Origin of the sequence: Actinomyces urinae (assembly GCF_900119695.1) — a bacterium.
Classification (GTDB): Bacteria; Actinomycetota; Actinomycetes; order Actinomycetales; family Actinomycetaceae; genus Gleimia; species Gleimia urinae.
This window is the reverse complement of record NZ_LT632547.1, coordinates 972,435-998,401: the sequence shown is the minus strand read 5'-3', so window position 1 is coordinate 998,401 and position 25,967 is coordinate 972,435. Positions and strand designations below refer to the sequence as shown.

Below are 25,967 nucleotides of genomic sequence, written 5' to 3'. Positions count from 1 at the left end.
GGTGGTTGCTGAAGCGTCCTGGGTTTTGTTCCGTTTCTTATACGGGGGTCAGCTTGGCTGACCGGGTTTGATTGTATCTTGTGATGACCTCTTCGGGGGTGGTGTAGTTGAGCGATTCGTGGAGCCGTTCAGTGTTCCACCAATGGACCCAGTTCAAGGTAGCCCATTCGACCTGGGTACATGAACTCCAGGACTGGGAGTAAATCAACTCGCTCTTGTACAGTCCGTTGACTGTCTCAGCTAGCGCGTTATCGTAAGAGTCACCAACCGAACCGGTCGAAGACTTAATCCCGTAGTCAGCGAGCTTATCGCTGTAGGCAATCGATGTGTATTGCGAGCCGTGATCAGCATGATGAACCAGACCATCAAGACCCTCTTTTGCGCCCATGATGGCCTGCTCAAGTGCCTCCAGTGGAAGAGCCTCGGTGGTCATGGTCGATCTGGTGGACCATCCCACGATCTTCCTGGAGTACACGTCGGTGACAAAGGCTGTGTAGACGAACCCTGACAAGGTGCGAATGTAGGTCATATCAGCGACCCATAGCTCGTTGGGCCTGCTGGCCTTGAACTCCCGGCTCACTAGATCCGGGCGAGTATTTGGGACTGGTGCTGGCCGGGTGGTCACAGGCACCCGGACGCGGCGAACACCGCTAATACCGGCGATCTTCATAAGCCTGGCGACCTGGTCACGACCGATATTCCACCCTGCACGCCTGGCAGCGTGCCACATCTTGCGTATCCCATACACGCCATAATTGCGAGCATGGATCTTCTTTAGCTCCTCGATCAGCATCCGGTCTCGTATGCTCCTAGCGCTGGCAGGCCGACTTTTAGCTAGCCGGTAGCCACGGGAGGTAATAAACCTGCCAATCGTATGCTCGCCTAGTACCCGGCAGATGAGCTCGACCGAGAAACGCTCGCGATATTCGTCAATGAACGCGATCATTTGCTCCCGGGGTGGTCGAGTTCTCGTGCGAAAAAAGCTGACGCGAGTTTCAAAATCTCGTTCGCCCGCCGTAACTCTGCATTCTCGCGTTTTAACCGTTTGATCTCTTCGTGTTCCTCACGAGTTAAGCCCTGGCGTTGTCCAGAGTCGATCAGAGACTGTTCGTACCAGCGACGCATCGACTCAACTGAAATCCCCAGTCGAGGGGCAATCTCGTTAATTGCTCTCCACTGCGTGCACGACCGGTCATCAGCAAGGCGATCCGCAACCATCCGCACCGCGCGATCCTTAAACTCTGGTGAATACCTCTTCGCCATGTTCCTAATCCTCTCAAAAACAGGTAGGAACAAAACTCAGTACGCTTCATTGCCAACCATTTTGTGTCCTTTGTTGTTGTGCGCGCACATTCTACGTAGTACGTAGAAGGGAGGTCGCAATGAGTGGTGTTAATCCGTGGGCTGGTTCGCCGGCCGTTTCTACACAGATGCATACCCAAGTTTTGGCCGGGGTGTGTGCGGCTGGTGTCTTGCCAGCAGGCATGGCGCTGTCGACTGACTTTGAGGGGATGAAACTTCTGAGGGAGTTCGTGAAGTTTTGAAAGATTTGACTTTGATTAGAAAGGAAGATTAATGAATGTGTTTTCTCAAGGCGCTGTCCTGATTAGTGTGGGTAAGGTGCGCTTGAGGGCGGGCTTGGCTAGTTTGGATTTGAACCCGGTTCCTGAGGCTCCTCCGGGAGTGGAGGCTATCGTGCAGACGGTGTTGAACTGGCTGTTGTGGATTGCTGGAGCAACAACGATGATTGGCTGCGTTATTGCCGGCATTATGCTTGCAGTCTCCAACGAGTGGGCCACCGGCAATGAGGCTTTACGCCGTGTTGTCTACATCGTTGGAACCGCGATCGTGGTCATGGTTGTTTTGACTTTGCTAAAGCTGGTGCTCTGACGATAGAAGAGAAGAACGTGAATGCGCTGACTAGTCCGGCGTTTCTTGTGTCGGCATTGTTTGTAGTGGCTCTGCTGGTTGGTCCGGGTTTCTTCATGGTAACTAGGGAATCTGCAAACGAGAACGTTGAAATCGCGTAAGACTCTACCGTCAACAGGTGCGACTGAACACGCGTATGAGTCTGATCCTGTTCATATACGGTCAATAACCTGGCAGTGTTCTGAAGTGTCTGGGTTGGTGACTTAGTGCCCAGGTGTAGAGGAACCTGTAATACCGATAACGCTGGTATCACAAACGTTGCTGGTACCTTCGGTTAAAAATTGAGTTCCGCTACACCGATCAGGTGGATCATGATATTAAGGCTCGCGAGTCGCGGATTCGATTCTCGGTGGGCCCACCTGGCGGAATCCCCTGCGAGAGCAGGGGATTCCGCGTATCCAGCAAGGCTTATTGCATTCCCTGTCCGTAACCGTGTTAGCGCCTTTACTTCGACACGGCTACGGTTTCCCTTTTGTTCTTGGCTTCTTCGCATCAGGCTCCCCAAAGGGGTGGGTTGCCGTCACGAATTTATTTCTCAGGGTGGTCGTTCCTGGAATGCAGTAGTCATCCCATGAGTAGTAACGTTGTCCGATCACTGTGTGCGGCGGATGTGCTGGATAGCTTGGGCGAGGTATTCAGCGTCGCTGATTTGTCCAGATAAACACTGCTCAAGCAAATCTCTAATGTAGGCGTCAGTAACAGTGTGGCCAGCTAAAGCAAGCGCAGCATCTGCAAACGATATGGCCTCGCGTACTGCGGCCTGAGATACTAAATGTGGTTGTGCTGACACGCTCATAATGCTTCCTCACTTCCGTGGTACACGCCTACCGTTGCGTGTGCTCTAGCCCTGTATTCGTTAGCGGCAATAATACCTGCAGCGTAGTTGGTAAGGTTTTCAACATCTCGCTCGGTTGCCTCGAAGCCCTCGTGCCACAATGCGGCAAGCGTGTTGCGCACGCCGAGTCGTTGCCGCTCATCAAGATTTTGGAATAATTCGGGCCAGCGTTGCTCAATGTCAAAAACGCGCATAATGCCTCCCAAGTGCTGTTTATTCTCTACCGTAGATGCGTGCATTACTCAATGGGTGGTGGTTCTGCACGGGTAGGGTTTTGGGCGCTAGTTTTGCACGTTTTGTTTGCTTGGTTTCACGCGGTTTCTAGTTTTGGTAGTTCAGGCGTGCATTATCGGTCGATAATGCACGCTCGTCTGGAGTGTAAGTCGTAGGGGCTAGATATTCCCCTAGCGGGACGCGGCGACTTATGTTTCGGCGACTGGCTGCTCGATGAGCGAAGCGAATTCCTCCGGGTGGCAGGGAAATCTCTTAGTTAGGCAAAGGCAAGGTGCTTTTCTTTATCTCGGCACTCGCTTAAATACATATTAATGATTGTTTGATACGGAACACCGGTACGTGCTGATTCTGCCTTGAAATAGTCCAGCGTTTCACCGTCAATATTGATTGTGATACGACGGCGAACCTTGCCAACGTAAGGGTTTGGCTGGCTGTGTGAAAAGTCCACTTCAGCAGGCATATCTAGAACATCTTTTACATCACTCATGACGATACCTCCAATACTGTTGAGACTCTGTTTTCGTTGATTTTCTAGCTGAAATAATTCTTATAGCTTCTCCACCGTGACGTTCACAATGGCACACCGTAAGGACACGAGCTTGAAGATCCATTCCGATTAGGAAAAAACGTTCCTCATCATCTGAGTGCTTAATATCAGGAGTCACACGCGCATACGGATCTGAAAAGGCTTCTGCAGCAGCGTCAAAACTCACCCCGTGTTTGACGATATTCAACGCAGCTTTATGCTCGTCCCACTCAAAAAACACATACATATTATATACATATAACGTACACAAAAGGAAGAACTAGAAGGCATCCGAGACAAGATACGCCCCCATAGGGGTCTAGGGTGTTTGACCCCAAGGCTGAAAACAGGTGAAAATGACCGGCGTTCAAGCTGGTTCCTATCTGTGTAATGCCACGCTCGCGCTCTGGTGTGACATCCGCCTAGGGGTAGGGTGCCTAGTTGGATGGTCTAGTTTCTTGATCTGCGGCACTTCTCCAATGCCGGGTAGTGGCGGCTTGGAACGCGCGGGTCCCGGGTTCGATTCCCGGTGGGCCCACCCGGCGGACGCCCCTGCGAAAGCAGGGGCGTCCGCGTATCTATCAAGGTTCATGACACTCCCCGTCCATAACCTTGATTCCTGTCTTATGCTCCCTCACTTCCGTGGAGCACGCCTACCGTTACGCGGGCTAGATACTCATCCGCGCTTATTTCTCCGCGCATGTAATCGGTTAGGTTCGTGACAATGCGCCGAGTCGGCGCGTTTCCCTCGTGCCAACCCAAGGCGAGTGTGTCAAGGGCGATTTCGTGTTGCGACGGCTCTAGGCCTTCGAATAGTTCAGGCCAGCGTTGCTCAATGTCAAAAGTGCGCATGGTGCCTCCTGTTTGCTATTCGAATTCTACTGTAGCTGCGTGCACTGTTCTCTGGATATCAACCCTGTGCGGGTGCGGGGTGTGCGCGCACAAAGACGGCCCGCTGTTTTACTGCGGGCCGCTGTTGGTGTTAGCGGATTGATAATGGTCAGATGCTAGTCGCACCCCATCAGGCAACCCGAATCTGTAATCGTTCCATTTTCATCTGGCACAACTTGGTGGTGCGCCCACCCGTCGTAGTCATAGCTATATTCGGGGAAGTTTGGGTTGTAGCAGTACTGCCCACCACCACACACGTCACCACTACCAGAGCCGCTATTGCCACCATTGCTGCCTGTGTTCCAGTCACTATAGCCGCCGCCACTGTAGTCATTGCCGCTGTAGTTGCCTTCGTATGTTTGTTCGTAACCACTTGAGCTTTGCTCTTGTTGCGCTTGTTGGGCTTCTGCTTTGGCTTTCGCCGCGTCATTTACACTCTTGGTGGCTTCGGTCAAGGCTTTAGCACTCTTACTCGCCTCGTCAGCGCGGGTGAACACGGTCTCAATGTCGGCCACGGCCTCTAGCGCTTCTGGCTTGGCCTGGTCGATAGCTTTAGCTTCTTTCAACGCCGCGTCTAACTTGTCAGTAGTGCTCTTTTCTACGCCTTCACGATTAGCCTTACCCGCCTGCTCAATTGCCTCGTTAAGGGTTTTCACTGCCTCATCAAAATCAGTTGAGGCTTTGCCTGCGACTTCTTCGCGCACAGCCTTAAACGACGCGGTGAGTTTATCGAGCACGCTTTGAGCCTGCTCTTGCGCGCTCTTAACCGCGTTTGCGGCTTGCTTGGCTTTTTCGCGCCCTAGCGTGGAAGCATCCTGCATCTCAACATCTTTGAGGTTGTCTGCTTCTTCTACCGCTTCGACAAGGGTCTTAGTGTCGGTGTCTTTTGCGCGCTGCGCAGCCATTTCAAGCATGGCCCCTGCCTGCGTCTTGGCCTGGTCCAGTTCAGTGAGGGTTTGCTGGTAGCTCGCTTGGGCTGTTTGGTATTGCTCGCGCGCGTTCTTGGTGTCGGCCTGGGTTTTCCATGCCAACCCGACCGCTACTAGGACGGCGATTAGTGCTACTGCGATAGTGGTAATAATGGGCGGCCGCTTATACCAAGCCGGTTTAACCGCCAAGGCTTGCTCGGTTACTTTTTCTGGTGGAGTGTTGGGCTGGCTGGTGCTCATGGTGTTTTCCTTTACCTGCTGGTGTCGAGTCTAGTTGATCGACGGAAGCGAGCCGTTTGGAAGCGCGCCTGGTAACTCAGCCAAACTTCTGGCATCGCACCAATCGAGCGAGCGATGGCCGCAAACACTGGGGCCCGGGTTCGGTTCCCGGTGGGCCCACCTGGCGGAATCCCCTGCGAGAGCGGGGGTTTCCGCGTATCCAGCAAGGCTTATTGCATTCCCTGTCCGTAACCGTGTTAGCGCCTTTACTTCGACACGGCTACGGTTTCCCTTTTGTTCTTGGCTTCTTCGCATCAGGCTCCCCAAAGGGGTGGGTTGCCGTCACGAATTTATTTCTCAGGGTGGTCGTTCCTGGAATGCAGTAGTCATCCCATGAGTAGTAACGTTGTCCGATCACTGTGTGCGGCGGATGTGCTGGATAGCTTGGGCGAGGTATTCAGCGTCGCTGATTTGTCCAGATAAACACTGCTCAAGCAAATCTCTAATGTAGGCGTCAGTAACAGTGTGGCCAGCTAAAGCAAGCGCAGCATCTGCAAACGATATGGCCTCGCGTACTGCGGCCTGAGATACTAAATGTGGTTGTGCTGACACGCTCATAATGCTTCCTCACTTCCGTGGTACACGCCTACCGTTGCGTGTGCTCTAGCCCTGTATTCGTTAGCGGCAATAATACCTGCAGCGTAGTTGGTAAGGTTTTCAACATCTCGCTCGGTTGCCTCGAAGCCCTCGTGCCACAATGCGGCAAGCGTGTTGCGCACGCCGAGTCGTTGCCGCTCATCAAGATTTTGGAATAATTCGGGCCAGCGTTGCTCAATGTCAAAAACGCGCATAATGCCTCCCATATCTATCCAACTTGTACCACAGGGGCGCGCAATGCTCCCTAGGTGTCAGCTCTGCACGGGTGCGGGTGTGAACCCTATTGAGCATGCTCAATGTTGAACTTGCCCCCACAGCTGTTTTCCCATCGTCTTACGTTTCGCTAGTTCTCACTAGTTCCTTTAGCGCGTCCTTGGAGACTCTAATCGTCCAGGCCTAGGTCAGCCTTCACTTCTTCAAGCGAGTAGTTGCGCAACTTGCCGGCTCCTGAATACCAGCGCAGGTTTCCAGCCGCCCATAATAGAATGCGGGTGGGTAGTTGTATTGGCTGTGTTGCTGGATTGTTCTAAGGTGGCGTGATGCCAGATAGAAAATGGGATTCGCTTGCTCGGGTCACCCGGGTGTTCCTCCGGGTTGCGGAGGCAGCACTGGTATTGAGCGCGTTGGCAATTATTTTGTCAACGTTTTTTGTAACTGTGCTGCAGGTCCGCGGCACGGGAAATGGGTTTGAGAAGGATGACGTGTTGGTTGCCGCGCATCATGCGGATTTCAGTCGGGGTGACACGGTCGCGTTCTTCCATGGAAACCGCATATTAGTACGTTCGGCTATTGCCATTGCCGGCGATGAAGTAGATGTGCTGGACAACGGTCATCTGGCGGTAAATGGTTTTGAGTCCCCAGCTGCGTTAACGCCTGAAGATTTAGCTCGCTCAGAGGTTTCGTTTCCGTCAACGGTGCCTGAGGGCGGTGTGCTGGTAGTAATCGGCCAGGGCAATACTTCCGCATTGCACGAGGTAGCGGGAGAGGATTTCGTTGGGCGCGTGGTGTTGCAAGTGTGGCCGGTGGGGCATTTGGGAAGGCTTTAACTGTTTCTAGGCAATCGGTCCCACTCTGACAAATAAAGTGATAGCCTGCAAAGGTGCGAACTGCACGTCTTTCGAACTAAAGAAGGAAGTTTCATGTCTCGACAAATCTCCGTGCAAGGGGGGGGTACGTGCAGTCGCGGTCGCGTTTGCCACGGTACTTGCCCTTTTGTTGGCGGTATCGTTCCCGGGCTTGGCAAAAGCTGCGGGTGATCCCACAATCACTGTGACCAGCCAGGAAGGCGATCACACCTACGGCGCGTACCAGGTCTTCGACGGCGATCTAGCTGACGTTGATGGCAAGCAGGTTCTATCCAACATTGAGTGGGGCACCGGTGTTAATTCCGACGCTCTCCTGAATGCTTTGGTTCAAGAGAATCTTCTTCCTGGCATTACCGCAGATTCTTCAGCAGCCGATGTCGCAAAGGCTTTGGAGGGTGCAGATGACGCAAAGGCTCTTGCATTTGCAAAGCTGGTCTCGAAGAACCTAAGCGGCACCAAAGCTGATTTCACCAAAACTGGCGATGCGGCTCCCTACACCTACAAGACTGGCACGATTGACGCCGGTTACTACGTAGTGGTGGATACGGACAAGGACGCTTCGGCTTTGACCACTCCGATCCTACGGGTTGTTGGTCCGGTCACAGTTGAATCGAAGTCTTCTGTTCCTACTTCGGGTAAGAAGGTTCAGGAAAACACCGGCATTGAGACCGGCCAGGTTAATGACGGTGTAACTGCTTACGATGTGACGGCTAACTATGAGATTGGTCAGAACGTACCGTTCCTTCTCACTGGTACCGTTTCGAAGAACATCGCAGACTACAACACCTACAAGTACGCTTTTGTCGATGAACTCTCTAAGGGATTCGACTTCAACGCTGATTCGGTAGAGGTTTACGTTGGCACCACTAAGGTGGACGTGGCGAACTACAAGGTCACTTCGGAAAAGATCGCCGATGCCGGTGATTACCAGGACGGAACGCGTATCCGTATTGATTTTGCCAACCTGAAAGATGTTCCGGGTGTAGACGCTAATTCGAAGATCACCGTTCGTTACACTGCGAAGCTGAACGAGAAGTCAGAAGCTGGCAAGGCGCAGCCTAACAAGGTGCACGTGGAGTACTCCAAGAGCGCATCTGACGATGAGGGTGAGCCTGGTAAAACGCCTGACACCGAAGTTTATGTCTTCACCTACAAGGTGGATGCTGAAAAGGTAGACGCGGATGATGCTGCGAAGAAGCTCGAGGGTGCCGAGTTCCGTTTGGTGAACGCCGATAAGAGCAAGGCTGCCATCATTGCGGACGGTAAGATCACCGGCTGGGCCGAAAATGTGGCTGGCGGCACCACCTTTGCCGTGCCGGCTGGCGGCGAGTTCTCCATTGAGGGTCTTGACGCTGACGTGCAGTACTACTTGGAAGAGACTAAGGCCCCAACTGGCTACAACCTTCCTTCTGGCGACGCGAAGTACACGCCGATCAAGCTGACTTCCTCGCTCAAGACTGAGCCAGGCCAGAAGCCTGTTGTTGAAGAGCTGAAGCTTGGTGAGAAGGCCGATGCGTCCCCAGCGGACGGCACCTTCTCGACGCTCCAGATTCAGAACTCGAAGGGTTCAACGCTTCCGGAGACGGGTGGCATTGGTACCACGATCTTCACGATCGTTGGCGTAACCGCGATGATTGCTGCCGCGGGTGGTTTCGTTCTACGCAATCGCAAGAAAGCGTAGACACCAGCCGTAACGGTCGATTAGATTGACCCTTTCGACGCGCGGACGTTCCCGCCGACAAACTAAGCCGTCGGCGGGAACGCCGCGCACGAAAAAGGGACGTCGCAGTTTTTCAGATATAGCGCTAATCGCCTTGTTCATTTTTGGCCTATTGGTTTTCCTCTACCCGCCGGTCGCTAACTTTTATAACCATCAGAGGCAAAAGGCCGCGGTGGTGAGTTACGAGGAAGCCGTGTCAAAACTGGACACCACTGAGGTGGAACGTCTTTTGGATGAGGCGGGAGCGTACAATGATGCGCTTGTTTATGAGCCGGGTAGGCTACCTGCTACGCAGATGGATCAGTATCTACGAATGCTGAACTTTACGGGCACGTCGGTGATGGGAACAATCCAGATTCCTTCGTTGGGAGTTAATCTGCCGATTTACCACACCACAGACGAGGCGGTGTTGCAGGCGGGTGTCGGTCATATTCCGGGTACGTCGCTACCGATTGGTGGAGTTGGAACCCGTTCAGTACTGACAGGCCATAGGGGTTTGCCGTCAAGCAAGCTCTTTACGGATCTAGACAAGCTAAAGCCGGGTGACATTTTTGTGATCCGAACGGGTAACCGAGAGCTGGCGTATCGCGTGAGCGACATCGTTGAGGTGTTACCAACGGAAGTTGGTGCTCTGCAGCTCGAGGTTGATCGAGATTTGGTAACGCTGGTTACCTGCACGCCGTATGGGATTAATACTCATAGGCTGTTGGTTACTGGCGAGCGAACCGAGTTATCGGCTGTAGGGTCTATCGCGGCGGATGCTGTGCGGGTAGACCCGGTGTTGGTGGCAGCTTTTGTGGCTGTTCCCATTTTTGTGGTGGGGCTTGTTGTGGTGTTGCGCCGGACGCGAAGTGTGTATGCGCCCAGGCACATGGGGAAGGATAATAACCATGCGGACGAAAAGTAGCTTATTAGCGCTTTGGTTGTCGATTGCGCTGGCATTTTCGTTGGTTCCGGCTCATGCTGATTCGAGGCCCGATGTTTTAGATTTTGAAAATGTGGAGGCAGACCGGCTGGGTTCTGTGTCGGCCATGTTCCACGCGGTGGATAACCAGCCGCTGCCCGGCGTGGAGGTCCGCCTGTACCGGATCGCTGAGATGGCCCCGGGTTTGCCTTTCGTGTTGGATGATTCTTACGCCACGGCTATCGGTTGGAAGTCGTTGACTGATGCGACTGAGCCGGGCGACCCCGATGTGGCGGCGAGCGCCACGCTTACCTTACAGTCTCTGTTGGAAAGAGATGGTGTGGCTCCAACGGCGCAGGCCACTTCCGATTCTGCGGGGCAGGTCCGCATGCAGGATTTGCAGGTAGGCGTTTATTTGATGACGGCAGCTCCTGTGAAGCAGGGGGCATATAGGTACGTGGCGTCGCCAGTGATTTTCTCGCTCCCTCAAAAGGGGAGTGAGGGCGAGCTCGATTACGACGTGGTGGTCGCGCCAAAGCTGGAGCCGCAGAAGGTAGAGCCAACGAAGTACCGTTTGGTCAAGCTTTGGCAGGATGAGCCGGTGAAGGATCGCAGGCCAACTTCGATCCAGGTGGACGTTTTGGCGGACGGAAAGCTCTTTGAGCGTGTGACTCTGAGCGCGCAGAATAACTGGACGTTCGAGTGGCAGGACGAGACGGGGGAGCGCCGCTGGTCGGTGGCCGAGAAACTGAGCGGGTCTTACGAGGTCAGAACTGCCGTGGATAATCACGTTTTCACGCTGACGAACATTGCTCCTGAGCCTGAGAATCCGAAGCCAAAGGGTCCACTGTCAAAAACGGGTATAGACGGGAAAGTTGGCGGTGTAGCCATCGTGTTGTTCTTAACTGGTTTAGTGCTTGTAGGCGCAGGGCGCATGCGCGGAAGAAATGAGAGGGCGTAGCCATGTTTAGAGGTGTTGAAGCCGCGAGAACACGCATTCTTGTCGCACTGGTGAGCGTTATCGCGCTCCTGGGCGTCATGTTTGTCATGCCCGCTACTGGTTATGCTGATCCAACTGCGCCGGAGGTGGAGTCGCAGACGGTTGAAACCGATACTCAACCTGATACTCAACCTGAGGAGTCTGCCGAGCTTTCCGTTAGCGAGGACACCGCTGCCGCGCAGCAGCCAGTGGGGGAGCCAGCCCCAGATGCCGGGGCTGCTGGGCAGTGCCCGGCAGATAAGAATGAGACCACTGTGAACCCGCAGGTGGTTGGTGACTTGCAGATCGAAATCGCGCAGTCGTCAACGCAAAAGGATCCCAATGTGGTCAATAGTGTTGCGCAGCGTTATACAGGTGAGACGTTCAAACAGCACATCGGTATTTCGAACACCGCTGCCGCAGAAAACGTGCAACACCGCATTTACCTGGAGTTTTCAAGTGCGGACGGTTACGCCCTGGTAAATGGTTCGAAACTGGAAGTGCGTGATGAGCCGTATTACCAGAACAGCGAAAACAAGCTAAACCCCTATTATTTCCGCAAAGCGGAGGGCGCGGAGAACACCTATTACATTGAGGTCCCCGGCTCGAAGATTGGTGAAGCGTTCTCTGTAGATCTAGAGACGAAGTACGACTCCCCCGCATCGCCGGGCGGCACGGCCCGCATTTGGGGAGCCGAGCTCACAACGGAGCAGGCGCAGGCCGCAGGCAACACTGTGGTTGATCCTGGTTGCGGTGTCCACGCCGCGAAATGGGACACGGTGCGGGACGAGTATCAGGCTGTTAAGAGTCAGCACACCTCGGGTAAGGTTTCCAAAGTTTGGCCAGAAGCCGCGGAGCCAGCCATCGGCTATAACGCCGCAAAAGGCGTTTATGAGCTACGCAATTTGAGGTACAGGCTCTACCTTGAAAAGGCTCAGGATTCCCCCACTCCGCCTACCGGTGGGGTAGGTCAGGATCCGTTCCAGAAGATCAAGGTAGAAGAGACGTTCACTGTGCCCGAGGGCTTCGAGATCAATCCTGACTATATTCAAGGGATCAGAGACGGGCTGAACAGTAGCGGTCGTGGTGGGCTTATGTCTTCTGACTTCTTGGAAGGGTGGACGCGCGAAGGTGATTACGTTAATGACCTCGTTTTCGCCCCTAGCATCAATGGCAAGAAAACGCCGATTTTTGGCATCCACGGATTTCAGCTGGATAAGGTGGATATCGGTTGGGCTCAGCCGCAGTTTGAATACAGGCAAGTGACTGGCAAACTTAGCGCCGATGGACGCACCCTGACACTGTCTTGGTACCGGAATAAGAACACAGCGACCAGAAGCCTGTATCTCCGTTTCGCTGACGATCTACTCGTTGCCAAGAAACTTCCTGAGGGTGGATCCGTCGAAGTGAGCAACGGGGTTGGAATGACGGCGCACTACACGCATTCTGATCCGAAGACAACCAATGCGGAAGTAACGACGCCGGTAAAGGTAGCGCCAGGTAAGGGTGAGTTTGTAAAGACTGCGGGTGACGGAAAAACGGAAGTATACCTGCGCGGACAGGCTGTTCCCTTTACTCTTAGCGCCAAGAACGTTGGTTCAGGCCCGTTGGATCTTGCGACAGTGAAGGACGATTTACCCACAACTCTTTACATGACGCCGGCACAAGTTCGGCAGGTGCTGGACAAGCCGGAATCTTCTGGCTTATCGATCACAATTTCGAATATCGTGCCGTGTGATGCAAAGCTTAACGTTCAGGTTGCCTCTGGGGGAACAGCAGAGCTTTCTCCCTCATACAACCCGGCGTGTACTGCCGACCCAACCACCGTGGAGATAAAACGTGCCGGCGATTCCATTACGTTCAAGGTGGGCAATGGCGCGGAAGAAACGCTGTCGGCTGCTGAAATTGAGAGCAAGCTGGCCGCGTTTGCAGTGAGGAAGGATACCGCGTACTCGCTTTCTTGGGCGGTGCCTGATGGCAAGATTTACGGTGGTAATGAGCTGAAGCTCTCGTTTAACGCCACAGTGAAAGACACTTATATTTTCGGTGACCCAATCGAAAACGATTCGGGTGAAGATGTAAAGAACACGGCATATTTTGGGGACACGCCAAGTAACTCCACGTTTAAGGCGATGCCGGAGGCAAAGATCGGAAAAATCTCTGATCCGGCCGAAGATGAGGAAGTTAACTCCGGTCAGAAGATTGACTATTCGATTCGAGTGCAGCTGGAGACTGGCTCCCCAGAAGGCTTCATCATGCCGCTTATCGACGAGTTATCGGGCCCGCACAAGTTGCTCGCTAGAGTTGATAAGAACCCAGGCTTGAGTGGTCTTGGGCTGACAACTAAGACGATTAAAAAGGTTGACTACTATGTGCTGGATAAGCCCGGCACTTACGAAAACGTCACTTTTGAATTAGTGGAAACCCCTCCGCATAAGGCGGATGTAGTGCACGACTTCATTGCAGATCATGTTGAGGTCGGCAATGAATCAACGCGAATCCAGTGGTACGTAGATGCCTCGAAGTACAGTCCAGGCGCGGTTGTTACCGCTCACTATTCGACGCTGGTTGATGAGCTAGACCCGTCTGACAACAAACAGCACTACGTGATTAACACGGCAGGCAACAGTAAACCACCGAGTGCAGAGACTCGTCATCCGGTTTCACGTCAGTACGTGACCAAGAACATCGTCACGAAGCGGGGCGGTACGTCCGGTGAGGATGAGTTAGTTAAACAAAGTCCGGTACGCCCAGGAGAATCTATTACGTACCGCGTCTCGGTTGCGAACTCTCGGGATACTGCGATCGACTTCACCAGTGCTGATGTTTACGATGCTCTTCCTAAGTCGCTGCCGGGTAAGCCGTGGACTAAGGATGACATTAGCGTGGAGTTCTCCGACGGTACTTCGGTGCGGGGTGGACAGAACTGGAGTGTCTCTCAGACTCCTCCTAATGGCGCTAATGACGGGGATGACACGCAGCAATACATAGTGTGGGGTGATGATTTCAAACTGAGCGTGAAAGGCGAGGTTTACGCCTATATCACGTTGAAGTTCCCTGATGCTGATGACGGCGAAGCCTATGTCTCTCAGTATTTGAAAGACACTTTGTACAACAATTGGCATGTAAAGACTATGAATGATGGCGTCAGCCACTTTGTTACCAAGAGCGGCGAGGATGGGAAGCCCGCTAACGCCGCACTACAAAAAGGCGTGCTTGGTACGGGTAATTTCGATCTTGGCTCCGGCAGTTATAACTATGTAAATGGCGGCGGCGGTTATGGGCCGCGCATTATGCTCGACCCAAATTCCGATAGCGCTGCGCGCACTGTGTATTCTCGTTCGGCAACAGATCCCGAAGGGAAACAGTCGTTTAACGGTCCTTACGCGCTCTATTACGTGTCGCTATTTAATGACGGCGGTTCGCGTCTGTATTTGAATGACATTCAAGACATGCTCCCCAAGGGCGTGACGTATAGAGCGTTCTTCCCAACCACGGATAAGTTTACTCAGGGGGATGGTTTTTATAACCCGGGTGGCAAAGCTTGGCTTGCGAATGTAGATAACTTCCGCACCTGGCAAGCCAAGAGCTCTGACGTTCCTATCGCCGTCGATGGTGCGGAACCGAAGAACGCTACCATTACTGCGTTAGCAGATGCCACCAACCCTTCGAAGATCATTTTCAAGGTATCCAATGGAGATGATGGACAGAAGGGCAACCTCGCGTACGACGAGGAGAGGCAGCAGTTCTATTTGAATCCAAATGAGCTGCTCGCATTCTCCTACATCGTGCTGGTTGGGCCTAATGCCCCGGATGATTTTGCTGTCAATAATGTTGCAATGCCTTATGACGACGTGACCGGGCAGGGCGTGAGCGTAAATCCGGACACCTCCATCAAGTCTATTGAGCAGGGTGACCAGGTTCTAAACGACGGCGAACGTTTCATTTGGGATAACGAAAAGGCTTCAGATAAGGGCTTTTCGCCTAAGCCGGGTACCGAACAGTGGCTGGCCTCTAACGTCAGTTTGACGCGAGACAAGCCGGTTCCGGGTATCGAAAAATCCATTGTCGCCAAGACATCCACGGGCGGAGAACGAACTGCGGATCCCACCCACGCGGCTTACGCAGATACCTTGCACTGGCAGATCAAGGCGTTTAATGATGCCAAGGAGACCATCGAGGGCTACGTAGTCTCAGATCTTTGGGATCCGAACTATCTACCTACAGGCGAGGTCAAGCTTTCGGTGGGTAGTACGCGCTTCACCGACGGAAGTAGCAAGGCGCTTTTCACATTCGGTGATTGGACGCTGCAAGATGGCAAGCCTACTGCCGTCCAAATTACGGCTGCGAATCTGGCTTGGAGCGTGGGACCGAAGAAACTCGTAGTTGACGGTGATCCGGTGGCGATAATGTCGCGAGGAGGCCAGCAAGCAATCTTCCACCTGTCGCTGACATCCACTTCCGATGGCCGCATCAGGTTCGACTTGCGTGCCGACAAGGATTCTCCGAAAATCGGATCCCTGGGATATGCCGTAGGCGGCGTGCCCATCAAATCGGGTGAGTCGCTGACCATGGAATTCTCTACGAAGAATCCAAAGCAATCTGGCGACTATCCGGCTGCTTTCAATACTGCTTTCTTCACTCTGTTGGAGCGGCAAGATTATGATCCGAAGCAAGTCAAGAGAGGTGAGAACACCGAGATTGACTTGAAGCTCGCTGACGACTTCTACAATGCTAACTGGAGCGGCAACACTGGAAGTAACCACACTGCCAAAGGGCTGAAGACCATCAAGGCTGAAGCCATGATTCCGATTGGCAGCGATGCATTTACGTCTTCTATCGAACGGGTGGAAGAGGTCTCGGATCCTGCGAATGCAGCGACGTCCACGTCGTCGCCGAATTACATTACCCTTAAAGACGCGTCCTCGACTTTCCGCTACTCGATGGAAGTTAAGAACAACAAGTCGGACCCGGTTAAGCGGATCACGATGATTTCTAACTTGCCGTATGTGGGCGATAACTACACGTTCGCTTCGGCTCCGGAAAGAAACTCCGCCTTCCCAGTTCGCTTCGCTGACAAATTGAACTTGAAGGTTGAGGTAGTTAGCAAGGACGGCACTCGCAAGGTGCTACCGGCAAGTGCTTACCGAATCGAATACTCGGATCAGCAGGAACCGGAAGCGTTCACTGCTGCGGATTGGGCAGGTGATGCAACTGCCAACTGGAGCACTACACGTACTGAGAAATCAAGATCTATCCGTCTTGTGCTGAACGAAACGGCTCAAGATTCGGATTTCTCGTTCGGTGGGGAATCGACTCTGGCGCTGTCTTTTGACGCGAATGTTGCCAAGCCTGCTGAAGTTAATCCTGACGAGATAGCGTGGTCAACGTTCGGCTACAACTACCAGGCACCAGGTAGCGATCTGAACCTTTCATCTATTCCTTTGAAGGTGGGCGTAAAGGTTACGGGGCCAGCCGCAACTGAGCTTCCAAAAACTGGTGGCGTTGGCGTGTACGTAGTGTATTTGCTCGGTGCGCTAACCATGGCTGCGGCACTAGGTGGGCTCGCGCTGCGTAGGCGCTCATAACGATTAGTATGACACCGAAGGGCCGAAAAAGAGGCAGAGTTTTAACGGCTCTCGGCCTGCTAATCGTTGGAGTGGCCGTAGGGGCACTTGTGTGGTTGCTCGCGCCTGGGGGCGCGCGCAACTCGCACGCTCTGGCGGAGCAAGCTCTGAAGATCATGCCCGACCCTAAACCTGCAGTGGTTAATAATGAAAACACCCCTGCCATGCCCGGGTTGAATATTCGCGGGCAAGACGTGGTTGGTGTGCTGACTATTTCGGATTATGGCCGTGACTTCCCGGTGCTAAGCGCAATGGACAAAACGGCCAAGTTTCCGGGGGTGTATGCCGGCGCTGCAAACAATGGAACCCTAATAATAGGGGTGTCGAGCTACTTGCCGGGCTTTAGCGGCCTTACCTCCCTACAAGACGGTGCCCAAATCAGGTTTACGGCTGTTACAGGCGAACAGTACAGTTACCGGGTGCTCACCGCAGAGTCCATTCCTGCCGCAGATGTATCAAAGCTGAGCAGTGGGGATGATTGGGACCTAACGTTGTACACCCCCTCGCTGTCTGGCGTGCAGTTTGAAATCATCCGCGCCACCGCAGTGGTCAGCGAATAACTCCTCGCATAATTTAGACTGCAAGTGTTAGGAGATGAGTTCAATGAGTCAGCCAAGGTTCCACCGTCCCGCAATGCTTAGTTTTGAGGACGCTGAGAAGATCGAAGGTGATTCAGATCCGGCAGCTGCGGCTTTGGTAGCAATGACTTCAGCGCGTGCCCTGCTGGGCCTCGCTGATGACGAGTTTGGTGACAACGCGGTGCGGAAACTGGTTGCGGCAATCCAAGAAGAGGGTGTGGACATAGTTTCTGACCTATGGGAACGCAGCCCTGCGTTCACACTCCCAGGCGCGCTGTGGCGTCTGTATTTGTTGAACGAGTGGTATCAGCGCGACTCAATCAAAGTACACGAGAGGTTCGTGGAGGGCCTGAACGCGCCGTTTACCGCAGGAGTGGATGATACGAATCCTCGACCGCAAACTCCGGATGACGCCGAGTTTTTTGAACGACTGAATAAGCTGATGACGGGATCCGGATGCACAGATTTGTCTAAGCTCTTGCGCGACGCGGCTCTGGCGATGAGGATCCTCGCATCGGGTGCCACATTTGGTACCACCTGGATTCGTACGGACAAAGACAGGCTTGCGAATATGGTAACTCGCCGTGCTCGCGCCCTGGTTGAAACCGCTAAAGAACTAGATGAAGCGGCGATAAGATCTGAAAATGGCCGGCTAATCTGATGCCCCTTGGGCTTTGAATAGAAAAGTGAGATCGAGAAACGATGGCTGAAAATACTACGCCCAGCAGGCAGCCGCAGGCCCTTGAAAACACGGACCAGGCTGGCGCGCCTTTCGCATCTGCAGAGCAAAAGGACATGTTCCTGCTCGTCAAAAAGAAGGCTCCAGAAGCTGTAGATGAGCTACCAAAAGAGAGGTTTGCCGACCGCGAGCTTTCGTGGATGAGCTTCAACCGCCGCGTCCTCGAACAGTCTGAAGATACCGAACTCCCACTACTTGAGCGTGCCTGGTTTTCCACGATTTTTTCGTCGAACTTAGACGAGTTTTACATGGTGCGTGTTGCCGGTTTGAAGCGCCGCATCGCGGCAGGCATCGCAAAGGTCGCGGCATCAGGTCTAACCCCACGCCAGATCCTGGACGGTATTACACAGCTGACGCGTGAGCTTACAGCGCGCCAAGTGAAGTCGTTCCACGAGGACCTCCTGCCCCTCCTCCATGAAGAAGGTCTGCATCTGCGTTCCTGGAGTGAACTTGATTCCGCGCAGCAAGACGCCTTGTCGAAATACTTCCAAAAGCGTGTTTTTCCCGTGTTGACACCGCTCGCGGTTGACCCCTCGCACCCGTTCCCATACATTTCGGGCCTATCTTTGAACCTTGCTGTTGTGGTTCTGAACGAGGCCACGGATAAGACGTATTTCGCGCGGGTTAAGGTCCCGCAGTCCCTGCCGCGCCTGGTTAATGTCGAGTCTGTTATGCCCGATTTTGAGGGCGTAGCTACGGAAGATCTCGCGGCCACGAAGGCGGGCACAAACTTTGTTCCCCTCGAAGAGATCATTGCCGCGCATTTGGATACGCTCTTCCCCGGCATGAAGGTGCTGGAATCACACGCGTTCCGCGTGACTCGTAATGAGGATTTGGAAGTCGAAGAGGATGACGCGGAGAACCTGCTAACCGCGATGGAACAAGAACTACTTCGACGTCGTTTTGGTCCGGTGGTGCGCCTGGAGGTGGCGGAGGACATTTCGCAGACGGTGCTGGATTTCTTGATCGATCGGTTGGAAATCTCAGAGCAGGATGTGCTGCGCTTGCCAGAGCCGCTTGATCTGACGGCGCTTAACGACCTGCATGATTTGGACTTGCCGCATTTGAAGTACCCCAAGTACGTGCCGGTAACGCCGAAGGGCTTGGCGGAGTATGAGTCGGCTAGGGCGGGGGATATCTTCTCATCCATCCGCAACCACGATGTGCTTTTGCACCACCCGTATGATTCGTTCGCAACGTCGGTGCAGCATTTTGTGGCTACCGCTGCGGCCGACCCGAAGGTTTTGGCGATTAAGCAAACCCTGTACCGCACGTCGGGTGATTCCCCGATTGTGAAGGCCCTAATCGATGCTGCGCACGCCGGTAAACAGGTTGTGGCTATCGTGGAGATCAAGGCGCGTTTCGATGAGGAAGCGAACATTTCGTGGGCGCGCAAGCTCGAACGTGCGGGTGTGCATGTGGTTTACGGAATGGTTGGTCTGAAGACGCACTGCAAGTTGTCCATGGTTGTTCGTGAAGAATCCGATGGTTTGCGCCGTTACTGCCACGTGGGCACGGGCAACTATCACCCCAAGACGGCTCGCGGATATGAGGACCTGGGCCTGCTAACCTGCGACCGCGAAGTTGGTCAGGACCTCACGCGCTTGTTCAACCAGCTGTCCGGTTACGCTCCGCGTACCACGTTCCACCGCCTGCTGGTTGCCCCAATGTCGATCCGCTCGGGCCTGATTGAACGCATCGATGAACAGATTGAGCGCAAGAAGCGCGGCGAGGAAGCCTACATCGGTATCAAAGTGAACTCGATTGTTGACGAGGCCGTGATTGACGCGTTGTATCGGGCCTCAAGGGCGGGCGTGCCCGTCGATCTGGTTGTGCGTGGTATTTGTGGGATTCGCGCGGGAGTGAAGGGGCTGTCGGAAAACATCCGGGTTCGCTCCATTCTTGGCCGCTACCTGGAGCATTCACGCATTTATTGCTTCGGACCGGAGGGCAGTGAAGAGGTGTGGATCGGCTCGGCCGACCTCATGCATCGCAACTTGGATAGGCGCGTGGAGGCCCTGGTGCGTATTACGGACGAGGGCCAGATTGCGTACCTGTCTAAGTTGCTACGCACGGAAGCCTCTGCCGATGTGACGTCGTGGTATTTGCGCGCGGATGGCTCTTGGGTTCGTCACACGCACGGCAAGAAGGGCCGCAAGCTCACTGATATTCAGCAGTTGCTGATGGAGAACGCTTCCTCCCGGGTGAAGGGCAGGAAGGTTTTCTAGCGGCCAGATCCGCATTATTGGCAATCCCGAGGATGCCCTGCGGCGTCCTCGGGATATTTATATGTGACTTTGGGCGCTTTACCGCTTGGTTTGTCTGATTCAGCGTCGGGGTCCGGCGTGGTTTTACATACGATTGGAGGAGGCGAAGCTAGGAGAACCGATGATCGAGTTCGACGATGTGTCAAAAACCTATCCCGGGGGCACGCAGGCCGTTGTTAACGTGTCTTTTACTGTGCCTAGTCATTCAACCACGGTGCTTGTAGGGTCATCAGGATCGGGTAAGTCCACCCTGTTGTCAATGGTCAATCGCATGATTGAGCCTACGAGGGGGCGGGTTCTTATCGATGGCGTTGACGTGGCTACGGTTAATCCGGTTAAGTTGCGTCGCTCTATCGGTTACGTGATGCAGGCGGGTGGTTTGTTGCCGCATCGTACGATCATCGACAACATTTCAACGGTTCCAATTCTTAACGGAGTGCCCCGTTCTAAGGCGTATGAGCGCTCCCGTGAACTGATGGATCTGATGGGGCTAGAGCAGCAGTTGGCTAATCGCTATCCGGCGCAACTCTCGGGCGGGCAGCAGCAGCGCGTGGGGGTGGCCAGAGCGCTGGCCGCCGATCCCGATATTTTGCTAATGGATGAGCCGTTTTCTGCGGTTGATCCGATTGTGCGTCGCGAGTTACAAGATGAGGTTTTGCGGTTGCAACGCGAGCTCGGTAAAACGGTTTTGTTCGTAACCCACGATATTGACGAGGCGTTCACGCTGGCTGATGATGTGATCGTGCTGGGCTCGGGCGGGCAAATAGCTCAGCGGGGTACCCCCGACGAGTTGCTGACGAATCCGGCTAGTGATTTTGTCGCATCATTTATTGGCCTCACGTCCGGTGCGCGCAGGTTGCGTGTGCGGGGTGATTCGCGGATTGTAGAGGACGCTACGGGCCGGCTACTTGGGGCGCTTGAATGACTTGGGTGGCTAACAACGCGCAGTGGATTGCGCAGCTAGTGTGGCTTCATCTGTGGCTGTCGGTGAGCGCGATTTTGGTTAGTGTGCTGATCGCGGTGCCGGTGGGCTGGCTCGTTAATCGCCACAAGCTGACGCGCGAGGCTTTAATTGCGTTAATCAGCGTGATTTACGCGGTGCCGTCTTTACCAATGTTTATTGTGATTCCGGCGATTACAGGCGTTTCGATCCGCTCTGCGGTAGCAGTTGTGATTGTTTTGAGTATCTACGGCGTTGCCCTGTTGCAACGCACGGCTGCGGACGCGTTTGCGGCGGTGCCGCAAGAAGCGTTGGGTAGCGCTACGGCAATGGGCTATTCACCGTGGCAGAAGTTTTGGCGCATCGAGTTGCCGCTTGCTGGTTCGATTATCATTGCGGGCCTGCGCGTGGTTGTGGTGAACACGGTCAGTTTGGTGACGGTTGGCGCAGTGATTGGTATCCAAAGTATCGGCACGCTGTTTACGGATGGTTTTCAGCGTGGAATCATTGCCGAGGTCGTGACGGGTTTGCTGCTCACGATTGTGCTGGCGCTTGCGTTGGATGCTCTGACGGTGTTGGCTGGTTGGTTGCTGTTCCCATGGAAGAGGGCGGAGCGGCTCGGTCCGGGGCCGCTGGTGGTTGCGGGTGTGACACAGGATGAGCCGGCCGATGAGGAGGGCGCGCGATGAACTTGTTGGGTGATGCGCTTGCGTGGGTGGCGGATCCGGGCAACTGGTTGGGTGCGTCCGGGATCTGGGTGCGCCTGGGCCAACATTTGGCTATCGCGCTCGTGGTGCTGTTGATTGCTAGTGCGGTGGCGCTTCCGGCGGGCGTGGCGGTGGGGCATACGCGCAGGGGACAGGGCGTGGTGGCTGCGATTGCCGGTGCGGCAAGGGCGGTGCCAACCCTCGGTTTGCTGACGCTGCTCGGCCTTTTGATGGGGATCGGTTTGAAGGCGCCGGTGATTGTGTTGGTGGTGCTGGCTATCCCACCTTTGTTGGCTGGTGCGTATTCGGGTGTGGCAAATGTTGATGTGACTGCGGTGAAGGCGGCTCGCGCGCTGGGCATGTCGGAGTGGCAGATCGTGCGCGGGGTTGAGCTACCGCTCGCCAGCCCGGTGATTATGGGCGGTGTTGGTTCGGCGGCGTTGCAGGTGGTGGCTACGGCGACGTTGGCCGCGTATGTGGCGGATGCTGGTTTGGGCCGGTTCATCTTTTCGGGCTTGTCGGCCCGGCGTTATGACGAGATGCTGGGTGGCGCCATCCTGGTGATTATGTTGGCTCTGTTTGTGGATTTGGCGTTTCATCTTGCGATAAAGGTAAGTGAAAGGCATGCTCGCAGGAGCACAGGTGTGGCGTAGGCAGGGGTTGCCGGCCGCTTTAGTTTGTTGAAGGTATCAATAGTAGGAGTGTTTATGTCTTTGAAACGTGTTCTGGGCGCTGCGTTGGCGGTTGGTTTGACTGCGTCGCTCGCGGCGTGTGGTGATTCGTCATCGTTCGAGCAGGGCGAGGCGTCGAAGCCTGCCGAAGATGCGATCGTGATTGGTTCGTCGAATTACTACTCGAACGAGATCATTGCGGAGATTTACGCGCAGGCTCTTGAAGCCGAGGGCTTTGCCGTGCAGCGTGACTTCAAGATCGGTGCGCGTGAGGTTTTGAATAAGGAGATGGAGGACGGTTCCATCGACATTCGTCCGGAGTACACGGGGCCGCTGCTGCAGTTCTGGAATCCGGATAATGAGGTAACTGGCAAGGACGCGATTTATGAGGAGTTGAAGAAGACCGCTCCGCAGGGTTTCCAGGTGTTGGATCAGGCGGAGGCCACGGATCAGGATTCGTACGTGGTCTCGCGCAAGTTCTCGGAAGAAAGTGGAATCACTTCGCTTGCTGATTTGAAGAATTATGACGGCAAGCTCGTTGTTGCGGGTAGTTCTGAGTTTGAGAATCGCCCGAATGGCCCGAAGGGTTTGAAGAAGCATTACGGTGTGGATGTTGATTTCACGCCGATTGAGGACAAGGGCGGCCCGTTGACGGTGAAGGCGCTACTTGATGGTGACGTGCAGTTGGCAAATATTTTCTCGGCCAGCCCGGACATCAAGGTGAATGATCTTGTGGTTTTGGATGATCCGCAGGGCATGTTCCTCTCATCGCACGTGGTGCCGCTAACGGTGTCTGATCTTGACCCGAAGGCCGTAGAGGTACTCAATAAGGTGCAGGCAAAGCTCACTGCCGATGGTTTGCTGGATCTGAATGTGCGTTCGTCGCAGGACCAGGAGTCCGCTGATGTAATCGCTCGCGAGTGGATTGAGCAAAACCTGTAGATAAAGGCATTTAGCACTTGTGCGGCTTGTCCACTTGAAGATTTCGGTTACCCGAAATATGATGAGGGTTGTTCGTTAGGTTTCAGGTGGGAAGAGGTCACTGTGGCGCCCGCTAAGAAAGTTCGCAGGCATAGGCTTTGGCCCATGTTGGGGCCGGCTTTTGTTGCCGCTGTCGCATATGTTGACCCCGGTAACGTGGCCGCGAATATCTCGGCGGGCGCTAAGTATTCCTACATGCTGGTGTGGGTGCTGGTGCTTGCGAATCTGATGGCTGTGCTGGTGCAGTATCAGAGCGCCAAGCTCGGCCTGGTAACCGGTCGTTCGCTGCCGGAGCTTCTGGGGGATCGTCTGCCCAGGCGGCGTCGCGTCGCGTTTTGGTTGCAGGCCGAAACGATTGCCGCAGCCACTGATTTGGCGGAGATAATTGGCGGCGCTATAGCATTGCAGTTGCTGTTCGATTTGCCGCTGATTGTGGGCGGTTTGATTGTGGGCGCCGTGTCGATGTCGTTGCTGATTTTCCAAAATGCGCAGCGCCAGCGCCAGTTCGAGGCCATCGTGGTTGCCCTGCTGGTAGTTATCACCGGCGGCTTCTTAGCGGGCTTGTTCATAGAGCCGCCCTCGGCAACCGGTGTGGCTTCCGGCCTCGTTCCCCGTTTTAGTGACACGAACTCGGTGTTGATCGCCGCGTCGATGCTGGGCGCAACCGTTATGCCTCACGCCATTTATTTGCATTCGTCTTTGGTAAACCACCGGTTCAATAAGAAGAATCGAAATTTAAAGATTCTGCTTCGCGCAACGAGGACGGACGTGGTGTTCGCCCTGATTGTTGCGGGCGCGGTGAACTTGGGGCTGCTTCTGCTTGCCGCGTCCGCGCTGGGCGGACACGCGGGCACCGACTCGATTGAGGGGGCGCACGCCGCGATCGAGGCCGTGTTAGGTCCGGGGATTGGCGTTGTGTTCGCGGTGGGTTTGCTGGCCTCCGGCCTTGCCTCTACGTCGGTGGGGGCGTATGCGGGATCGGAGATCATGGGCGGCCTGCTGCATGTGCGAGTTCCGCTGTGGGCTAGGCGCTTGGTTACCCTCATTCCTGCGTTGATAGTGCTGTGGGTTTACCCAAATCCTTCGTGGGCGCTGGTGATTTCGCAAGTTGCGCTTTCGTTTGGCATTCCGTTCGCGATCATTCCGCTGACCTGGTACACCGCCAGTAAGGATGTCATGGGGAATTACCGCGACGGCACGCCAATGAAGATAGCGATGGCCGCGATTTCTGCCTTGATTGTGGCGCTGAACTTCGCTCTCATTTATCTAACATTCACGGGCGTGGACGTGCCCGCCTAGGTGCGGGCGCCGCTACTTGCCCCCTTGCTCGCATTACGCAAACTGTGGGCGTGGCCGCCTCGCGGACTCTCTTACGGCTCAGAGTGAAAACCGGTAGAATCAAATCAGATTTGTCCGTGTCCGCAACCCTGAAAACTTTCGCCACCGCAGTGGCGGCGCGTTCAGTGGTATGTAAATTTCGAAAGTTCACCGTGGCTAAATTTAGACCCAGCCCAGTGCCTAGCCGAATTGTTAGGTCTGCGGGCGCTATTGTTTGGCGTCCGCGAGACCGGCATGTGCCGGTGGAGTTCGGCCGAGAGTACAAGGCCGATGAGATCGAGGTCTTGATCGTCCACCGGCCTCGCTACGATGACTGGTCTTGGCCGAAGGGCAAGGCGGAGGTCAACGAGCCCCTCATCGCGGCAGGTGTTCGCGAGGTGGAGGAAGAAACTGGCGTCCTCGTGCAAATGCACGCGCCGCTGAACACGCAGCGTTACCGCCTTGGTTCGGGGCAGACAAAGGAAGTGCACTACTGGATCGGTACGCCGGTGACGCACGGGGGAGTGGAACGCTCGCGCATCCCGGTGGTTCCCGCGCCCGCTAAGGAAATTGATTTGACGCGTTGGGTGGATCCGCGCACGGCGCTGGACATGCTCACGCGCCGCGGTGATAGACGTTTGTTGGATGATGTGATTGCAAGGGCGGAGTCCGGCCGGCTGGTAACGGCAACTCTCGCGATTGTCCGCCACGGGGCGGCACTGACACGGGCGCAATGGGATGGCGCGGAGGCAAAGAGGCCGCTAAATCGCGCCGGCGTTGTACAGGCGCTGGATCTGGTGGATATTTTCTCGGCGCTTGGTGTTTCGAGGCTACTGTCCAGTCCGTGGGTGAGGTGCCGGTCTTCGTTGGAGCCGTACGCGGCGGTGGCAGGTCTTAACTTGGTTACCGCACAGGAGCTTACGCAGGAGCAAGCGCAGGCCACTCCGGAGGAAGCGGCGAAGGTGATTGAGCGCCTGGTGCAGCGCCCGGCGCAGCCGGTTGTTGTGTGCGGCCATAGGCCCGCGCTCCCGGCAATGTTTGAACCGTTGCAGGCGATTGCGGCCAGTCAGCTGGCCCGCCAGATTCCAGCGGAAGACCCTTATTTACGGCCCGCACAAATGCTGGTTGCACACCTGGCTTACCCCGCCGCGAATGCGAAAACTCCGGAAATTGTGGCGTTTGAAACACAAAGGACTATCAAACGGTTTTAAGTTGGCCGCGTGTGCTTTAAC

General features: G+C 54.8%; 26 protein-coding genes. 17 read left to right on the top strand and 9 right to left on the bottom strand.

Annotated features, from left to right (window positions below; all coding sequences use genetic code 11):
- Positions 1 to 37 precede the first annotated feature (37 nt).
- Positions 38 to 1,263 (bottom strand): IS3 family transposase gene (locus tag BQ7114_RS05900; protein ID WP_143236805.1). Its coding sequence is split into 2 segments (ribosomal slippage): positions 38 to 984 and positions 984 to 1,263, totalling 1,227 coding nucleotides; the frame shifts between segments, so codons are not numbered across the junction.
- Between the two features lie 119 nt (positions 1,264 to 1,382).
- Between BQ7114_RS05900 and BQ7114_RS08905 the strand changes: the two genes are divergently transcribed.
- Genes BQ7114_RS08905 through BQ7114_RS09070 form a run of 3 tightly spaced genes read left to right on the top strand, consistent with a single transcriptional unit; the run spans position 1,383 to position 2,030 of the window.
- Positions 1,383 to 1,544 carry a hypothetical protein gene (locus BQ7114_RS08905; protein ID WP_154665476.1) on the top strand — a complete coding sequence of 54 codons (162 nt, stop codon included), beginning with the start codon at positions 1,383 to 1,385 and terminating at the stop codon, positions 1,542 to 1,544.
- 31 nt (positions 1,545 to 1,575) lie between these two features.
- Positions 1,576 to 1,890: a hypothetical protein gene (locus BQ7114_RS05890; protein WP_072343196.1), complete on the top strand. Its 315-nt coding sequence runs from the start codon at positions 1,576 to 1,578 to the stop codon at positions 1,888 to 1,890.
- 17 nt (positions 1,891 to 1,907) lie between these two features.
- Positions 1,908 to 2,030, top strand: a complete 123-nt coding sequence (locus tag BQ7114_RS09070; protein WP_268258626.1) for a hypothetical protein — start codon at positions 1,908 to 1,910, stop codon at positions 2,028 to 2,030.
- Between the two features lie 491 nt (positions 2,031 to 2,521).
- Here the strand turns inward: BQ7114_RS09070 and BQ7114_RS05885 are convergent, their stop codons facing one another.
- From BQ7114_RS05885 to BQ7114_RS05850, 8 genes are all read right to left on the bottom strand, one after another.
- Entirely contained in the window at positions 2,522 to 2,725 is a 204-nt protein-coding gene (locus BQ7114_RS05885) for an antitoxin VbhA family protein (RefSeq protein WP_072343178.1), read from the bottom strand.
- Positions 2,722 to 2,958, bottom strand: coding sequence for an antitoxin VbhA family protein (locus BQ7114_RS05880; protein ID WP_072343173.1), 237 nt, complete (start codon positions 2,956 to 2,958; stop codon positions 2,722 to 2,724). The genes BQ7114_RS05885 and BQ7114_RS05880 overlap by 4 nt, the downstream gene beginning before the upstream one ends.
- Before the next feature lie 296 nt (positions 2,959 to 3,254).
- Complete coding sequence (locus BQ7114_RS05875; protein WP_230205982.1) at positions 3,255 to 3,485, bottom strand: BrnA antitoxin family protein; 231 nt, start codon at positions 3,483 to 3,485, stop codon at positions 3,255 to 3,257.
- The gene (locus tag BQ7114_RS05870) at positions 3,478 to 3,765 is read right to left on the bottom strand and encodes a BrnT family toxin (RefSeq protein WP_230205981.1); all 288 of its coding nucleotides are present in this window, start codon (positions 3,763 to 3,765) and stop codon (positions 3,478 to 3,480) included. The genes BQ7114_RS05875 and BQ7114_RS05870 overlap by 8 nt, the downstream gene beginning before the upstream one ends.
- Positions 3,766 to 4,148: 383 nt before the next feature.
- Positions 4,149 to 4,376 (bottom strand): antitoxin VbhA family protein, encoded by a 228-nt coding sequence (locus tag BQ7114_RS05865; protein WP_072343187.1) that lies wholly within the window; start codon positions 4,374 to 4,376, stop codon positions 4,149 to 4,151.
- 155 nt (positions 4,377 to 4,531) lie between these two features.
- Complete coding sequence (locus tag BQ7114_RS05860) at positions 4,532 to 5,584, bottom strand: hypothetical protein (RefSeq protein WP_072343183.1); 1,053 nt, start codon at positions 5,582 to 5,584, stop codon at positions 4,532 to 4,534.
- 393 nt (positions 5,585 to 5,977) lie between these two features.
- On the bottom strand, positions 5,978 to 6,181 hold the full coding sequence (locus tag BQ7114_RS05855; RefSeq protein ID WP_072343178.1) for an antitoxin VbhA family protein: 204 nt from the start codon (positions 6,179 to 6,181) through the stop codon (positions 5,978 to 5,980).
- Positions 6,178 to 6,414 (bottom strand): antitoxin VbhA family protein, encoded by a 237-nt coding sequence (locus BQ7114_RS05850; protein WP_072343173.1) that lies wholly within the window; start codon positions 6,412 to 6,414, stop codon positions 6,178 to 6,180. The genes BQ7114_RS05855 and BQ7114_RS05850 overlap by 4 nt, the downstream gene beginning before the upstream one ends.
- Before the next feature lie 345 nt (positions 6,415 to 6,759).
- Here BQ7114_RS05850 and BQ7114_RS05845 point away from each other — a divergent pair, with 345 nt between their 5' ends.
- From BQ7114_RS05845 to BQ7114_RS05780, 14 genes are all read left to right on the top strand, one after another.
- Positions 6,760 to 7,266 (top strand): S26 family signal peptidase, encoded by a 507-nt coding sequence (locus BQ7114_RS05845; RefSeq protein WP_143236803.1) that lies wholly within the window; start codon positions 6,760 to 6,762, stop codon positions 7,264 to 7,266.
- 37 nt (positions 7,267 to 7,303) lie between these two features.
- Positions 7,304 to 8,986: a SpaH/EbpB family LPXTG-anchored major pilin gene (locus BQ7114_RS05840; RefSeq protein WP_072343161.1), complete on the top strand. Its 1,683-nt coding sequence runs from the start codon at positions 7,304 to 7,306 to the stop codon at positions 8,984 to 8,986.
- Between the two features lie 25 nt (positions 8,987 to 9,011).
- Complete coding sequence (locus BQ7114_RS05835; protein ID WP_083431763.1) at positions 9,012 to 9,932, top strand: class C sortase; 921 nt, start codon at positions 9,012 to 9,014, stop codon at positions 9,930 to 9,932.
- The gene (locus BQ7114_RS05830) at positions 9,916 to 10,890 is read left to right on the top strand and encodes a Cna B-type domain-containing protein (protein WP_195906722.1); all 975 of its coding nucleotides are present in this window, start codon (positions 9,916 to 9,918) and stop codon (positions 10,888 to 10,890) included. Before BQ7114_RS05835 ends, BQ7114_RS05830 begins: the two co-directional genes overlap by 17 nt.
- Before the next feature lie 50 nt (positions 10,891 to 10,940).
- On the top strand, positions 10,941 to 16,496 hold the full coding sequence (locus tag BQ7114_RS05825) for an LPXTG cell wall anchor domain-containing protein (protein ID WP_230205979.1): 5,556 nt from the start codon (positions 10,941 to 10,943) through the stop codon (positions 16,494 to 16,496).
- 8 nt (positions 16,497 to 16,504) lie between these two features.
- Complete coding sequence (locus tag BQ7114_RS05820) at positions 16,505 to 17,095, top strand: sortase family protein (RefSeq protein ID WP_143236801.1); 591 nt, start codon at positions 16,505 to 16,507, stop codon at positions 17,093 to 17,095.
- A gap of 43 nt (positions 17,096 to 17,138) precedes the next feature.
- Positions 17,139 to 17,774, top strand: coding sequence for a hypothetical protein (locus tag BQ7114_RS05815; RefSeq protein WP_083431761.1), 636 nt, complete (start codon positions 17,139 to 17,141; stop codon positions 17,772 to 17,774).
- A 41-nt stretch (positions 17,775 to 17,815) separates the two neighbouring features.
- A complete protein-coding gene (locus BQ7114_RS05810; RefSeq protein WP_072343139.1) occupies positions 17,816 to 20,080 on the top strand; it encodes an RNA degradosome polyphosphate kinase in 2,265 nt (754 codons plus the stop codon).
- Between the two features lie 160 nt (positions 20,081 to 20,240).
- On the top strand, positions 20,241 to 21,044 hold the full coding sequence (locus BQ7114_RS05805; protein WP_072343137.1) for an ABC transporter ATP-binding protein: 804 nt from the start codon (positions 20,241 to 20,243) through the stop codon (positions 21,042 to 21,044).
- Positions 21,041 to 21,748: an ABC transporter permease gene (locus BQ7114_RS05800; protein WP_072343134.1), complete on the top strand. Its 708-nt coding sequence runs from the start codon at positions 21,041 to 21,043 to the stop codon at positions 21,746 to 21,748. The genes BQ7114_RS05805 and BQ7114_RS05800 overlap by 4 nt, the downstream gene beginning before the upstream one ends.
- Entirely contained in the window at positions 21,745 to 22,419 is a 675-nt protein-coding gene (locus BQ7114_RS05795; protein ID WP_072343132.1) for an ABC transporter permease, read from the top strand. Before BQ7114_RS05800 ends, BQ7114_RS05795 begins: the two co-directional genes overlap by 4 nt.
- Before the next feature lie 54 nt (positions 22,420 to 22,473).
- Positions 22,474 to 23,379, top strand: a complete 906-nt coding sequence (locus BQ7114_RS05790; protein WP_072343129.1) for a glycine betaine ABC transporter substrate-binding protein — start codon at positions 22,474 to 22,476, stop codon at positions 23,377 to 23,379.
- A 102-nt stretch (positions 23,380 to 23,481) separates the two neighbouring features.
- Positions 23,482 to 24,717 (top strand): Nramp family divalent metal transporter, encoded by a 1,236-nt coding sequence (locus tag BQ7114_RS05785; protein WP_072343126.1) that lies wholly within the window; start codon positions 23,482 to 23,484, stop codon positions 24,715 to 24,717.
- Positions 24,718 to 24,932: 215 nt separating this feature from the next.
- Positions 24,933 to 25,946 (top strand): NUDIX hydrolase, encoded by a 1,014-nt coding sequence (locus BQ7114_RS05780; RefSeq protein ID WP_072344862.1) that lies wholly within the window; start codon positions 24,933 to 24,935, stop codon positions 25,944 to 25,946.
- Positions 25,947 to 25,967 lie beyond the last annotated feature (21 nt).